Source organism: Pedobacter sp. BG31 (assembly GCF_042464845.1).
GTDB classification, from domain to species: domain Bacteria; phylum Bacteroidota; class Bacteroidia; order Sphingobacteriales; family Sphingobacteriaceae; genus Pedobacter; species Pedobacter suwonensis.
The window spans coordinates 56276-70499 of sequence record NZ_JBHNZK010000014.1; the positions used below are offsets into that span (position 1 = coordinate 56276).

The window sequence follows — 14224 nt, forward strand, 5'->3', positions numbered from 1 at the left end:
TCAAAATGAAAAAGACATATATAAATCGTATCCTGTTTGCTTTTGTATTGCTGACGATACTATCATCGTGCAAAAAAGCATTGGAGATAAACCCTGTTGATACCATTGAGCAAAAAAATGCATTGCTTACCTCAAAAGATGTAGAGGGCGCCTTGGTAGGCGCATATGCTGACCTGGGCAACCGTAATTTCGTTGGTGGACGGCCATTTTTAATGGCAGATTTTCTGGCCAATACCAATGCTATAGAATGGTTTGGTACGTACGAGGAGTTGACCCAGGCCATTAACAAGTCGCTTTTAAAAACAAATACCTTTGTTGATAACGTTTGGGCATCAGGCTATACAGCCATTAACGATGCCAATAATGTGATTGCTGCAATTGATAAGGTTGATGCCGCAAAAAAAAATCGGGTTGAGGGAGAAGCCAAATTTATTAGGGGAGCAGCATATTTCGAACTGGTAAGGTTGTTTGGCAAAGCTTATAACGATGGCTCGCCAAGCGCAAACCCTGGAGTGCCTATTGTGTTAACGCCTACTAGCACGGTAAGTGAATCAAGCTATGTAACCAGGGCATCTGTAGCAGCAGTTTACAATCAGGCCATAACTGATTTAACTGATGCAGAAGCTAAACTGCCAGCTACAAACGGCTTTTTCGCAACCAAATCTGCTGCTGCCGCCATGTTAGCCAGATTATACCTGCAAATGGGTAACTATAGTGCTGCTGGCGCTGCTGCAAACCGGGTAATTACGTCTGGAAACTACCGTTTAACCAATTCTTTTTTAGATGCATTCCCTAAAATGCCTGAAAGTGGAAAACCAGCAAAACCGGGTGAAAACACTACAGAAGATATTTTTGCCATGCAGGTGACTACGTTAACAGGATTTAATGGCTTTAATGAATTTTACGGCTCGTCAACCTTCGGGGGACGTGGAGATGCGGTGATATCAAAAGATTGGATTGATGAAACTTATTCTGCAGATGACGACAGGATTAATGCTTTTTATGATGATGATGACTTATTTACCGCTAAATACGGCAATCAATATGGAAATGTACCGGTAATCAGACTTGCTGAAATGTATTTGATCAGGGCAGAGAGTAATGTACGTTTGGCACCAGCAGCTCCAATTGGCGGGGTAACACCACTCCAGGATTTGGCAACCGTTAGAAGTAGGGCAGGCTTAACAACAACTACTGCTACACTTACAGATATTATCAATGAAAGAAAACTTGAATTTGCATTTGAAGGATTTTCGCTACATGATGCAAAAAGAACACAGACCAATATTGGTAATTTACCATGGAATTCGACAAACCTGGTTTTCCCAATTCCACAACGGGAGATTGATGCCAACAAAAACCTTGTTCAAAATCCAGGTTACTAGAAATAGGACTACAACAAAAATGCCCTCGAAAATTTCGGGGGCATTTCTTTATCTTACAATTAAATTTAAAGTTTCTTCGCAGCTTCAATAATTTCTTCTACCACACCCGGATCAAGCAAGGTAGAGGTATCGCCTAAATTACCGGTATCGCCTTCGGCAATTTTGCGTAAAATCCTACGCATAATTTTGCCCGAACGTGTTTTGGGTAAACCAGACACAAATAATATTTTATCAGGCTTGGCGATAGCACCAATTACACGGGTAACCGTCTGTAAAATATCTTTTTTGGATAATTCTGCTTCGCCATGCATATCAGGATAAATAACAAAAGCATAAATGCCCTGCCCCTTTACATCATGCGGATAACCCACTACTGCGCTTTCTACCACACCGGCGTGCATATTAATGGCATTTTCTACCTCTGCGGTACCAATTCTATGCCCCGAAACATTTAACACATCATCAACGCGGCCGGTAATCCGGTAATAACCATCCTCATCCCTTAAACAGCCGTCGCCGGTAAAATATAAATTCTCGTAAGTAGAGAAATAAGTCTGCTTGCAACGCTCGTGGTCGCCATAAGTGGTACGCAACATACCTGGCCACGGGAATTTAATGCAAAGATTTCCCATCACCCCGTTTCCTTCAATTTCATTGCCGTTTTCATCTACTAAAATGGGCTGGATACCGGGTAAGGGCAAGGTAGCAAAACTAGGTTTGGTTGGAGTTACGGTTGCTATAGGTGAAATCATGATTCCGCCGGTTTCGGTTTGCCACCAGGTATCCACAATAGGCGCTTTGCCATGTCCGATCTTCTCATCGAACCAATGCCAGGCTTCTTCGTTAATCGGCTCTCCTACCGAGCCTAAAACACGGATAGAGCTTAAATCTTTGCCATTAAGCGGATCATCGCCATAACTCATTAAAGAACGGATAGCCGTAGGTGCCGTGTATAAAGTATTTACTTTGTATTTTTCTACAATATCCCAGAAACGTGATGGTGTAGGGTAAGTGGGGATACCCTCGAAAAGCACCGAAGTGGCACCCTGCGAAAGCGGTCCGTAAACAATGTAGGAGTGTCCGGTAATCCAGCCGATATCCGCCGTACAGAAATAAACTTCGCCGGGCTGATAATTAAATACATTGGCAAAGGTATAGCCCGCATAAACCATGTAACCGCCACAGGTATGTACCACACCTTTGGGTTTGCCTGTAGAACCCGAAGTATACAAAATGAAGAGCATGTCTTCAGCATCCATTTCCTCTGCTTCGCAGATATCGTTTACGTGCTTCACTTCATCTTCCCACCATACATCACGTCCTTTCAACATTGAAACAGGCGTACGCACATGGGTTAACACAATACATTTCTCTACAGTTGGACAGCCGATCAATGCATCGTCAATTACATCTTTTAAAGGAATCTGTTTGTTGCCACGGTAAGAACCATCAGCGGTAATCACCACTTTGCATTGCGAGTCGTTAATCCTGTCGGCAATGGATTTGGCAGAGAAGCCGCCAAAAATAACCGAGTGTACCGCACCGATGCGCGCGCAGGCCAAAACAGCAATAACCAGCTCGGGTACCATGGGCATATAAATGCAGATACGATCGCCTTTTTTGGCGCCATTGCGTTTTAACACATTGGCAAAACGGCAAACACGCTCATGCAACATTTTATAGGTATAGGTAACACTTTCTTCTTCCGGGTTGTTCGGTTCCCAAACAATGGCTGGTTTATCGCCATTGGCAGCAAGGTGCCGGTCCAAACAATTTTCGGTGATGTTAAGCTTTGCCCCTTCAAACCATTTGATATCGGGTTCGTTAAAGTTCCAGGATAATACCTTAAACCAGGGTTTGCGCCATTGGAAGTTTTGCGCCACTTCGCCCCAAAACTGCTCAGGGTTTTCTACGCTTTTCTTATAATCTTCTTCGTATTGCTTAAAAGAGGTAATTTGCATCGCTAGTTTTTTATATTTTTGGATTTAGTGGCAGCTAATTTAACTAAATAATGCCAATGAAAAATAGTCTTATCGTATCAAAATGGAGATCAAATGTTAAGCAGACTGTTTATTTTAAAAGCTGAGAATTTAAATATCCGGAATAACGAACAAGGCATGAACCTTTACCAGCTGTAAATATTAATTATAAAAAATAATTAGCTAGGCTATTGCTGTTTACAATTATTATTCAGATATTTGCAAACTCTTAAAAAAATTAAGCGGACGATATTAACAACTATATTTACAAGTCATGTCAAGAGTTTGTGATTTAACAGGAAAAAAAGCAATGGTAGGTAACAACGTTTCTCACTCGAACGTTAAAACCAAACGCAAATTTTACCCAAACCTACAACTTCAGAAATTTTATATTCCTGAAGAAAACCGTTGGATTACGTTGAAAGTTTCTACTTCGGCGATTAAAACCATCAATAAAGTGGGCATCAGCGAAGCAATTAACCGTTTCGTAAAAAAAGGATTTTTGTAAAAAACATTAACTGTTGAGATTAACAGTTTTCAATTTATATTAAAATGGCAAAAAAAGGTAACAGAGTTCAAGTTATTTTAGAATGTACTGAACACAAAGAAAGTGGCATGCCGGGTATGTCTAGATATATTTCTACCAAAAACCGTAAAAATACTACTGAAAGATTAGAATTGAAAAAATTCAATCCAGTATTGAGAAAAGTAACCGTACATAAAGAGATTAAATAAGGCTGAAGGTAAAAGGCTTAGGCTTGAGGGTTTAACCACTCATTCAATCCTTCTATCATTCAATCATTTAAAATTATAAGAACATGGCAAAGAAAGTAGTTGCAACCCTTAAAACAGGTACAGGTAAAGAATATTCGAAAGTAATTACAATGGTAAAATCACCAAAAACGGGTGCTTACTCATTCAAAGAACTTATCGTACATAACGACCACGTAAAAGATGCTATCGCATCTAAATAAGGTTAATATTTTTTAATATAAAATATTACAGGCCGTTCCGTTTTTAACCGGAAGGGCTTTTTTTGTTATATCAAATTTAGATATGGGTTTATTCGATTTTTTCAAAAAGAAAGAAACTGCGCCTGAAGCTCAGGAAGCGCTGGATAAAGGTTTAGAGAAAACCAAAGACGGTTTCTTTAATAAAATTACCAAAGCTGTAGCCGGTAAATCGACTGTTGATGATGAAGTTCTTGATAACCTGGAAGAGGTTTTGGTTACTTCTGATGTGGGTGTAAGTACCACCTTAAAAATCATCAAACGCATTGAAGAGCGTGTAGCCAAAGATAAATACCTGAATACCGCTGAGCTTAATTTTATCCTTCGTGATGAAATTCAATTACTGCTATCCGAAAACAACAGCAATGATTTCCGTCAGTTCGAATATGGCGATCATAAACCCTATGTAATTATGGTGGTTGGCGTAAATGGCGTGGGCAAAACCACCACCATTGGTAAACTGGCACATAAACTTAAAGAATCGGGTTTAAAAGTTGTTTTAGGCGCAGCCGATACCTTTAGGGCTGCAGCCGTTGACCAGATTAAACTTTGGGGCGAACGTGTTGGCGTAAGGGTGGTGGCACAAGCCATGGGCTCTGACCCTGCTTCGGTTGCTTTTGATACCCTGCAATCGGCCGTGGCCAATGGCGAAGATGTAGTGATTATCGATACCGCCGGACGTTTGCACAACAAAATTGGTTTGATGAACGAGCTTGGCAAAATTAAACAGGTGATGCAAAAGGTAGTACCAGGTGCTCCGCACGAAATTTTATTGGTATTAGATGCCTCTACCGGCCAGAATGCCTTTGAACAGTGCAAGCAGTTTACCGAAGCTACCGATGTAAATGCATTGGCCATTACCAAATTAGATGGAACAGCAAAAGGCGGTGTGGTGATCGGGATTTCTGATCAGTTTAAAATTCCGGTTAAATATATCGGTGTAGGAGAGAAAATAGGCGATTTACAGCTTTTTGACAAGAAAGAGTTTGTGAATAGTTTGTTTAAGTAGCACCTCGTGTATGATTCCACTGATTTAGGGGATCACACGGATTAGTAGATTTCATCGATTTTATATAGATTTAATAATGATCAAATATGAAAAAGATACGCTAACACAAAAGATCATCGGCTGCTGTTATGAAGTTCATAATCAGTTGGGACCAGGTTTTTTGGAAAAAATATATGTGAATGCATTAAAAATTAAACTCCAGCAAAAAGGTTTAAATTACATTGCAGAAAAGGAATTTAATGTAATATTTGAAGATATTATTATTGGGAAATTCAGATGCGATCTTTTTGTTGAAAATAAGGTAATTGTAGAATTGAAATCCGTTACGGGGTACCAACCTAAGTTATTTCAAAGTCAACTTATATCATACTTAAAAGCCAGCAAAATTAAAACAGGATTATTGATTAACTTTGGCAACACAAGCTGCGAAGTAAAAAGACTGTCCGTTTAAATAATATATCATCGGTATTTCACCTGATCGGTGTAATCATTTTATATCGGTGCTATTACACATAACATGAATACCAAAACAATAAAAAAAACAACAATCAAACAACCTAAAATCAATGTGATTACCTTAGGCTGTTCTAAAAACATATACGATTCGGAAGTATTGATGGGACAGTTGCGCGGCAACAACCTCAACGTTGCCCACGAATCAGGCAAAATGGGTAAAGATGATATCGTAGTGATTAATACCTGCGGTTTTATCGATAATGCCAAACAAGAATCAATTGATACCATTCTGCAGTTTAGCGAACTTAAAGAAGCCGGCAAAATTGGCAAAGTGGTAGTTACGGGCTGCCTTTCTGAGCGTTATAAACCCGAACTGGAATCGGAAATTACCAACGTGGATGCCTTTTTTGGCACCAACGATTTACAAAATATTTTGCACGAGCTGGGCGCGAATTACAAACATGAACTGATTGGCGAACGTTTGCTCACCACTCCATCACACTTTGCCTACTTCAAAATTGCCGAGGGATGTAACCGTCCATGCTCGTTCTGCGCCATACCGCTAATGCGTGGCAAACACATGAGTAAACCGATGGAAGAATTGGTTAACGAGGCTAAAATACTGGCTAAAAACGGCACTAAGGAATTAATTTTAATTGCGCAGGATCTTACCTACTATGGCTTAGACCTGTATGGCGTGCGCAAGCTGGATGAGCTCATGCGTCGCCTGTCAGATGTACCAGGTATCGAATGGATCCGCCTGCAATACGCCTACCCTTCTGGCTTCCCGATGGAAATTTTGGATGCCATGAATGAGCGCGACAATATCTGTAAATATCTGGATATGCCCTTACAGCATATTACCGATAACATGTTAAAATCAATGCGCCGCGGCACCACTAAGCAAAAAACCATTGACCTGGTTAACCAGATCAGGGATAAAGTACCGAATATTGCCATGCGTACCACTTTAATATGTGGTTACCCTGGCGAAACAGAACGCGATTTCGAAGAAATGGCAGCATGGGTTGCCGAAACCAAATTTGATCGTTTAGGCTGCTTTACTTACTCGCATGAAGAAAAAACACATGCACACACATTGGTTGACGACATCCCTGAGGAAGTAAAACAACAAAGGGTAGACGATATCATGGAAATCCAGCAGGGCATATCATTTGATATTAACCAGGAAAAAGTAGGTAAAACCTTTAAAGTGCTGATTGATAAAAAAGAAGGTGATTTCTTTGTAGGCAGAACCGAATTTGACTCGCCAGAGGTGGATAATGAAGTGTTGATCGATGCGGCAACAGGTTACGCCGCTAACGGAAGCTTTGTTAATGTGAAAGTTGACAGAGCGGAAGATTTCGATTTATACGGAACCATCGTTTAAAAAAATATAGTCAACAAAAAGTCGCAAAAGCAAGCTTTTGCGACTTTTTGTTTTTAAAGCTTATTTAGTCGCACATGTCACGTTAAACCAGTTTGAATGCCTCCTAAAACATTTGAACAGTTCTTGTAGACAGATGACCATCCCCTATTTAGGGAGTGATGACTAACTAATTTTTAGAAGCTGGCCTGTTTTTAATCTGACTAGGTTTTAACCAGATTTTAGCGCCTGTAGCGTTTACATAGTATTTCTCGTTCTTTCCATTGATATAAACATCAGAACCATCTGGTGCCATTTTACCTTTCCAGGTTTTATCCGCTACCTTCGAACTACCTTTTACCGCTACTTCAGCCGTTTTATTTCCTACTGATTTGGCACCTTTACCAATGGCTTTCCCGGTTTTGTCTAATGCTTTACCTACCTCAGTTTTTTTCTCTTGTGCGTTTACGCTAAGGGTTACACCGCCAAATAAGGCCATTGTTAATAAACCCATTACTAATTTCTTTTTCATGACAGCTATATTTTTTATTTAAACTGATAACAGTTGATGGTAACATTTGTTTTATTTCTGTTACATGAGTAGAGATAAAGTTTTAAATATTATTTTCTGAGCATGTAAAATCAAGTGTACAGGATAGGAAAGGGCGATCTCCGCTTAAAAGCAGCAAGCCCTGATTTACAAATAATATTTATTCTTTTTCGGAGCGCAAAGGCTGTAGCAACTATTAATGTCTGTTCCCGTGCTTCGCTGTATCCCTCGCTGCGCTTCGGGGATGCCGCTGCGCCCGGGGCTAAAAACTCAGTTGCTGCAAAGAACATTGTATAAACTTTTAATATCGGGTAAAATACTTCTTGATTTTTTATTCTGTCTCCCGTTCAATAAACCTTATTGAAGCGGCTATCCTTTTTGGCGCACCAATTAAAATGTTCCTACTAACCCTCACAAAAAGATAATAGCGAAAAGAAGGACTGCACTAACCGAAAGGCAACGAACCCTGATTTACAAATAATATTTATTCTTTCTTTGAAGCGCAAGGGCTGTAGAAACTATTAATATCTGTTCCCGTGCTTCGCTATATCCCTCGCTGCGCTTCGGGGATGCCGCTGCGCCCGGGGTTAAAAACAAAGTTGTTGCAAAGAACAAATATAAACTTTCAATATCGGGCAAAATACTTCTTGATTTCTTATTCTGTCTCCCCTTCAATAAACCTTATTGAAGCGGCTATCCTTTTTGGTGCAGAAACAAAAATTTGCATACTAACCCTCACAAAAAGATTATAGCGGAAAGAAGGACTGCACTAACCTAAAGGCAAAGAAACTTGCTTTACAAATGATTTTTATCCTTTTCTGGAGCGCAAGGGCTGTAGCAACGGTTAATGTCTGTTCCCGCGGTTTGCTGTATCCCTTGCTACGCTCCGGGGATGCCGCTGCGCCCGGGGCTAAAAACTCAGTTGATGCGAAGAACAAAGTATAAGCTTTCAATATCGTGTAAAATACTTCTTGATTTCTTATTCTGTCTCTCGTTCAATAAACCTTATTGAAGCGGCTATCCTTTTTGGTGAAGAAACAGTCATTTGTTTACTACACTTTCACAAAAAGATAATAGCGGAAAGAAGGACTGCTGTAACCGAAAAGTAGCAAGCCCTGATTTACAAAAACCCTGATTTTTCAGCATTTCTCTAATAATAAAGACCCTGAAATAAATTCAGGGTGACGGCTACTTTAAATAAGGTGATTTTAACTGCCAAAATGTAGATTTATCGAACTCTGGTTAAAAATATTTTTTTTGGAGCGCAGGGGCTGCAGCAATGATTAAAGTTTGTTCCCGTTCTCCGCTATATCCCTCCGCTGCGCTTCAGGGATGCCGCTGCGCCCGGGGCTAAAAACTCAGTTGTTGGAAATAACAAAGTTTAAAACTTTCAATATCAGGCAAAATACTTCTTGATTTTTTATTCTGTCTCCCCTTCAATAAACCTTATTGAAGCGGCTATCCTTTTTGGCGCACCAATTAAAATGTTCCTACTAACCCTCACAAAAAGATAATAGCGGAAAGAAGGACTGCACTAACCGAAAGGCAACGAACCCTGATTTACAAATAACTTTTATTCTTTCGTTGAAGCGCAATGCAACGATCGGCATTAAAACTATTGCCCGGCTACTTGAATCTAGAAAGTAAAGCTAATCTTTATTCTATTTAACTCAATTTCTCGGCTAATAACTTCATTTCAATCTGTGGGGACCGTTTCTCGTAAATAATGTTATGAACGGCCTTACAAATTGGCATATCTACATGATACTCCTGGTTTTTGATGTGCATACATTTAGCAGCATAATAACCTTCGGCAACCATATTCATTTCCAGCTGAGCCGATTTTACCGTGTAGCCCTTGCCCACCATATTACCAAAGGTTCGGTTGCGGCTAAACTGCGAATAAGCCGTAACCAGCAAATCGCCCAGATAGGCTGATTCTTTAATGTCGCGGTCTATTGGGTGAACCACATCTACAAAACGTTTCATTTCGCTTATGGCATTACTAATCAGCACGGCCTGAAAGTTATCGCCATAACCTAAGCCATGGCAAATACCACTGGCTACCGCGTAAATATTTTTTAAAACCGCAGCGTATTCGGTACCGAAAATATCGTCAGAAACGTTGGTTTTGATATAGCGTGTACTTAAAAGAGCGGCAAATGCGGCTGCTTTTTCTACATCGGTACAAGCTATGGTAAGGTAAGATAGTTTTTCAAAGGCTACCTCTTCGGCATGGCAGGGACCGCTTACCACCAAAATATCATGGTATGGGATGTTGTATTTCTCGTGCAAAAATTCACCGATAATCAGGTTATCTTCCGGCACGATCCCCTTAATGGCTGAGACTATTTTTTTGCCTTTTAAATCATCTGGTGTGATGGTAGAAAGGGTTTCTTTTAAAAATGCAGCGGGTACATTTAAAATCACAAAATCGGCCGATTCTATAATCGATCGTATATCAGAAGAGATATGGTCATGATTGAGCTTTAACTCAACAGAACTGAGGTAATGCGGATTGTGTTTAAATTTTTTAATGTGCTCAATGGCTGTTTCATTACGCATCCACCAAAAAATCTCTTTTTCAGACAAATTATCTGCAAGCATTTTAACGATAGCAGTAGCCCAGCTCCCGCCCCCTATCATTGCTATTTTAGGTACCATGATTATAGAAAAGGTTTTAGGTAAAAGATGTAAGGCAAAGGGTGTAAAACTTAAGGTTTAAAGCGAATGCCTTAAACCCTAAACCTTACACCCTAACCTTAGGAATACACCTTAAAGACGGCAAGTTACTATTTCTTACAGACATTTACGAGAAAAGTGTAAGGCGGACAGGCAAAACCTTACACCTCACACTTTTAGCATTATACCTTAAAAGGCTACTTCTTAACGTCTTTGCTGAACAATTGGTCTTTAGCAGTTTTTTCTACCACCATTCCATCTTTCAATTTGTTCTGAATAGCCGAATACGGACCGGTTACAATTTCCTCACCGGCTTTGATACCCGATTTTACAATGATAAACTGATCGTTCTGGATACCGGTAGTAACCTCTGTTTTTTTAACTTTTTTACTCTTGGCATCGTAAGTATAAACATATTGCTTTACCTTTTTGTCGGTCAGTTTCGATTTCTGCTTATCGGTATTTTCCTGGTTGCCCTGATTATTGTTGTCGCCCGATTTCGCATTATCAGTGAAAACCGCCTGAATTGGAATGGCCAGTCCGGTTAACGACTCACTTTCAATATCAACCGTTGCCGACATGCCTGGGCGGAAAATAGACTGTTGTTTACCCTCCATTTCTTCGCTGATGCGGATTTTTACCGAGAAGTTGGTCACCTGATCAACAGAAGTAGATGTTGTAGTTCCAACAGCTGTTGACGAACTTGCAATTTCGGTAACCACACCTCTGAACTTTTTATCAGAAAAGGCATCCACTTCGATCGAAGCTTTATCACCAATTTTAACACGGGTAATGTCGTTCTCGTTTACATCAACATTCACCTCCATTGATGAGAGGTTAGAAATACGCATAATTTCGGTACCCGCCATTTGCGAAGTTCCCAAAATACGGTCGCCCAGCTCAATTGATAGTTTAGAAACTACCCCATCAACCGGTGCATAAATAGTGGTTTTGGCTAAGTTTGCACCTGCTTCTTTAACATTTGCACCCGTTTGCTCCAAAGTAAATTTGGCACCGGTTACATTTTCTTTGGCACTGGCTAAATTTGCCTTTGCGGTTAAAAATGCTGCTTTGGCTGCATCGAACTCTGAAGCTGAAATTACTTTTTTATTAAAAAGTTCAACATTACGTTTGTAGGTAGCTTCTGCATTGATAAAATTGGCTTGGTTTTGGGCAAGTTGCTGTTGTGCTGCAGCTACACTGGCTTTTTGTGCGTTAAAAGTTGCCACCGTTCTTTCATAACCCGATTGCAGTACATCCGGACGCACTTTACAAAGTAATTGGCCTGCTTTAACAACATCACCTTCTTTTACCTTTAATTCTACCACCTCTCCAGATACCTCCGAACTTAATTTAACTTCGGTTTCCGGCTGGATTTTTCCGCTTGCCGTAACTGTTTCCACAACAGTTTTATCTGATGCTTTTTCTGTAGTTACCTTTTCGGTTTTGTTTCCACCGATTACGCCGGTCAGTTTTAACACAACCAGAAGGGCTACGATAGCAACTACGGTAATAATAATGTGCTTCAGTTTCATAATTTGTATTGTATTTCGTTTATTTAATTGTGTAATGTTTAAAGGCTAAAAGTTTTAAGGTTAAATTCAATTGGCTTTCAAGCTTTAGTATTTTACGTTTTAGCTTTAACCTTTGGTCTTTAGTCTTTTAGCTTTAACCTTAAAAAACAATCTGTTTGCCTAAATAATAATCAATCACCTTGGCACGGAACAGTAAATCGTATTTAGCCTGGATAAAGTCAATCTCTGCTTTATTTCTATTGGTTTGCGCTGTACTATAATCAAGTGAATTAACAAGGCCAACATTATAACGTTGTTCCACAACGTAAAAAGCATCCTTTTGGGCATTAAACGCATTCTGCGTTGAACTGTAGCGACTTTCGGCAGCCCTTAAATCAGTTGTCGCCTGAAAAATAACTTTATTCAAATTATTTTTGGCCAATTGCTCCTGGGTTAAAACATTATTATAATTAATTTTCGCTCTCCGCACATTTGACCTGGCAGTAAAACCATTAAAAATAGGGATCTGCAAGGTCATTCCAATACTTTGACCTAAACGTTGATTGATTTGATCAGCAAATGAGGATTGCGGAAATTGGCCACTGTAGTTGAATTGATAAGAATAAGAAGTATTTAATCCAGCTCCCAGACTTAAGGATGGGTAATACGATCCTTTTGCAACAGCTATAGCTTGCTTTGCAGCCAATGAACGCAAACTGGCCAGTTTGATATCAGGAAAGATGTTTAACGCATTGTTATAAATTTCCTCTGCACTTTGGTTTGTGGGCGCTGTTTTAACATTATCAATCAGCGGCGCTTGAACAACGAACTTTTGATTAGGCTGCATTTCCATGAGCTGTCCTAAAGTTAAGTATGAAATGGAAAGCGCATTTTGTGCATTGGTTAAATTCAATTCAGCCGTAGCCACTTGCGATTTCGCCTGAGATACATCCGCCAGGGTCTTATTTCCTGCATCTAATAAGGCATTCTCCCTTGCTAAAGTTTTATTAGCAATATCCAGCTGTTCTCTGGATGCCCTTTCTAAATCGGTATTGTATAAAACCTGTAAATATGCCGTAACAACATTTAGAACTAAGTCATTTTTTATTTTTTCAACATTACTTTTGCCAACTTCAAAGAGTGTTTTATTCTGCCGAATCTGATTAACTTTAGCAAAGCCTCTAAATACATCAACATTTGTACCGAGGTTTGCACTGGTAAATAACGAGGTTTGATTGGTTACCTGAAAGGTTGTTTGATCCAAACCGCGACCAAACGTCAACGTTGGACCTACAGAAGCATTTAGGTTAGGATAAAGCGCATATTTAGATTGTGTTAAATCCTCATTTGCCAATGCTGCACTAAATTGAGCCTGTTTAATCGTTAAGTTATTATTTAACGTGTTTTCAACCGCTTGTTGAATGGTGATAACCTGCTGGGCATTTACATCAACAGCAAAGTTCAATAATAATACAAAAGCAGATCCGGTAATTAACTTTTTATTGGTAAACATCTTCATAATTTGTTTCGATTCTAATATAAACAACTTTTAATCATTTCAATCTGTTCAGGCATTTACTAACTTTGAAGTTAAATGTACCTGATCAAATCACCGCTTCTGCTAAAATGGTATTATCCATCGCTGTTATGGAATAAATCCCGCACCGAAAAAGTTATTTATCTGACCTTTGACGATGGACCTATACCCAATGTTACAGATTTTGTATTAAAAACTCTGAAAGTCTTTAATGCTAAAGCTACCTTTTTTTGCATCGGCGATAATATTATTAAACATCCCGGTGTTTTTGAACGTGTAAAAACCGATGGACATGCCATTGGCAACCACACTTTCAATCATTTAAAAGGATGGAAAACCGATGATGAAACCTATCTGAAAAACACGCTTAAGTGCCAGGAACTCACACAATCCAACCTTTTCCGCCCACCTTACGGGAGAATCAAAAAAAGCCAGATTCGTAGTTTAGAGCTTGGAGCTTGGAGTTCGGAGTCTAATGCGCCAAACAACCCACAACTCACAACTCATAACTCCAAACTCGACATCGTCATGTGGGATGTACTCAGCGGCGATTTCGACATTAATCTCTCGCCTGAAAAATGCTACCAGAATGTGATCAAACATACCGAAAACGGTTCTATCATCGTTTTTCATGATAGCTTAAAAGCATTTGATCGTTTGGAATATGCATTGCCCAGGGTTTTAGCCTATTTTACCGAAAAGGGTTTCACTTTCGCTACGCTTTAGCGATTGTTGT

General features: G+C 39.6%; 13 protein-coding genes. 8 read left to right on the forward strand and 5 right to left on the reverse strand.

Features of this window, described 5'->3' with window-relative positions; translation table 11 throughout:
- Nucleotides 1-5: 5 nt before the first annotated feature.
- Nucleotides 6-1385, forward strand: coding sequence for a RagB/SusD family nutrient uptake outer membrane protein (locus tag ACFE6N_RS16300; protein WP_378938171.1), 1380 nt, complete (start codon nt 6-8; stop codon nt 1383-1385).
- Nucleotides 1386-1450: 65 nt separating this feature from the next.
- Here the strand turns inward: ACFE6N_RS16300 and acs are convergent, their stop codons facing one another.
- The gene (gene acs / locus ACFE6N_RS16305) at nt 1451-3346 is read right to left on the reverse strand and encodes an acetate--CoA ligase (protein ID WP_378938174.1); all 1896 of its coding nucleotides are present in this window, start codon (nt 3344-3346) and stop codon (nt 1451-1453) included.
- A 292-nt stretch (nt 3347-3638) separates the two neighbouring features.
- On the opposite strand from acs, the gene rpmB reads away from it, so the two are divergent.
- The 6 genes from rpmB (at nt 3639) to rimO (ending at nt 7229) form a co-directional block, all read left to right on the forward strand.
- Nucleotides 3639-3872 carry a 50S ribosomal protein L28 gene (gene rpmB, locus ACFE6N_RS16310; RefSeq protein ID WP_025145121.1) on the forward strand — a complete coding sequence of 78 codons (234 nt, stop codon included), beginning with the start codon at nt 3639-3641 and terminating at the stop codon, nt 3870-3872.
- A gap of 44 nt (nt 3873-3916) precedes the next feature.
- On the forward strand, nt 3917-4099 hold the full coding sequence (rpmG, locus tag ACFE6N_RS16315; RefSeq protein ID WP_010599807.1) for a 50S ribosomal protein L33: 183 nt from the start codon (nt 3917-3919) through the stop codon (nt 4097-4099).
- 83 nt (nt 4100-4182) lie between these two features.
- Complete coding sequence (locus ACFE6N_RS16320; RefSeq protein WP_010599808.1) at nt 4183-4338, forward strand: DUF4295 domain-containing protein; 156 nt, start codon at nt 4183-4185, stop codon at nt 4336-4338.
- An 82-nt stretch (nt 4339-4420) separates the two neighbouring features.
- Entirely contained in the window at nt 4421-5383 is a 963-nt protein-coding gene (gene ftsY, locus ACFE6N_RS16325) for a signal recognition particle-docking protein FtsY (RefSeq protein ID WP_378938177.1), read from the forward strand.
- 76 nt (nt 5384-5459) lie between these two features.
- Entirely contained in the window at nt 5460-5834 is a 375-nt protein-coding gene (locus ACFE6N_RS16330) for a GxxExxY protein (RefSeq protein ID WP_134204166.1), read from the forward strand.
- Between the two features lie 66 nt (nt 5835-5900).
- Nucleotides 5901-7229 carry a 30S ribosomal protein S12 methylthiotransferase RimO gene (gene rimO / locus ACFE6N_RS16335; RefSeq protein ID WP_378938180.1) on the forward strand — a complete coding sequence of 443 codons (1329 nt, stop codon included), beginning with the start codon at nt 5901-5903 and terminating at the stop codon, nt 7227-7229.
- A gap of 166 nt (nt 7230-7395) precedes the next feature.
- Here the strand turns inward: rimO and ACFE6N_RS16340 are convergent, their stop codons facing one another.
- The 4 genes from ACFE6N_RS16340 to ACFE6N_RS16355 all read right to left on the reverse strand — a co-directional run bounded on the left by ACFE6N_RS16340 (nt 7396) and on the right by ACFE6N_RS16355 (nt 13464).
- Nucleotides 7396-7737, reverse strand: coding sequence for a hypothetical protein (locus ACFE6N_RS16340; protein WP_378938182.1), 342 nt, complete (start codon nt 7735-7737; stop codon nt 7396-7398).
- 1683 nt (nt 7738-9420) lie between these two features.
- Entirely contained in the window at nt 9421-10419 is a 999-nt protein-coding gene (locus ACFE6N_RS16345) for an NAD(P)H-dependent glycerol-3-phosphate dehydrogenase (protein WP_166672333.1), read from the reverse strand.
- 215 nt (nt 10420-10634) lie between these two features.
- Complete coding sequence (locus tag ACFE6N_RS16350; RefSeq protein ID WP_378938184.1) at nt 10635-11972, reverse strand: efflux RND transporter periplasmic adaptor subunit; 1338 nt, start codon at nt 11970-11972, stop codon at nt 10635-10637.
- A 139-nt stretch (nt 11973-12111) separates the two neighbouring features.
- A complete protein-coding gene (locus ACFE6N_RS16355; protein WP_378938186.1) occupies nt 12112-13464 on the reverse strand; it encodes a TolC family protein in 1353 nt (450 codons plus the stop codon).
- 81 nt (nt 13465-13545) lie between these two features.
- On the opposite strand from ACFE6N_RS16355, the gene ACFE6N_RS16360 reads away from it, so the two are divergent.
- Nucleotides 13546-14214 (forward strand): polysaccharide deacetylase family protein, encoded by a 669-nt coding sequence (locus ACFE6N_RS16360; protein ID WP_378938188.1) that lies wholly within the window; start codon nt 13546-13548, stop codon nt 14212-14214.
- Nucleotides 14215-14224 lie beyond the last annotated feature (10 nt).

Bases quoted from the DNA above. Each gene is read 5' to 3' on its own strand.
- ACFE6N_RS16300 (WP_378938171.1), top strand. From the start codon at position 6: ATGAAAAAGACATATATAAATCGTATCCTGTTTGCTTTTGTATTGCTG.
- acs (WP_378938174.1), bottom strand. From the start codon at position 3,346: ATGCAAATTACCTCTTTTAAGCAATACGAAGAAGATTATAAGAAAAGC.
- rpmB (WP_025145121.1), top strand. From the start codon at position 3,639: ATGTCAAGAGTTTGTGATTTAACAGGAAAAAAAGCAATGGTAGGTAAC.
- rpmG (WP_010599807.1), top strand. From the start codon at position 3,917: ATGGCAAAAAAAGGTAACAGAGTTCAAGTTATTTTAGAATGTACTGAA.
- ACFE6N_RS16320 (WP_010599808.1), top strand. From the start codon at position 4,183: ATGGCAAAGAAAGTAGTTGCAACCCTTAAAACAGGTACAGGTAAAGAA.
- ftsY (WP_378938177.1), top strand. From the start codon at position 4,421: ATGGGTTTATTCGATTTTTTCAAAAAGAAAGAAACTGCGCCTGAAGCT.
- ACFE6N_RS16330 (WP_134204166.1), top strand. From the start codon at position 5,460: ATGATCAAATATGAAAAAGATACGCTAACACAAAAGATCATCGGCTGC.
- rimO (WP_378938180.1), top strand. From the start codon at position 5,901: ATGAATACCAAAACAATAAAAAAAACAACAATCAAACAACCTAAAATC.
- ACFE6N_RS16340 (WP_378938182.1), bottom strand. From the start codon at position 7,737: ATGAAAAAGAAATTAGTAATGGGTTTATTAACAATGGCCTTATTTGGC.
- ACFE6N_RS16345 (WP_166672333.1), bottom strand. From the start codon at position 10,419: ATGGTACCTAAAATAGCAATGATAGGGGGCGGGAGCTGGGCTACTGCT.
- ACFE6N_RS16350 (WP_378938184.1), bottom strand. From the start codon at position 11,972: ATGAAACTGAAGCACATTATTATTACCGTAGTTGCTATCGTAGCCCTT.
- ACFE6N_RS16355 (WP_378938186.1), bottom strand. From the start codon at position 13,464: ATGTTTACCAATAAAAAGTTAATTACCGGATCTGCTTTTGTATTATTA.
- ACFE6N_RS16360 (WP_378938188.1), top strand. From the start codon at position 13,546: ATGTACCTGATCAAATCACCGCTTCTGCTAAAATGGTATTATCCATCG.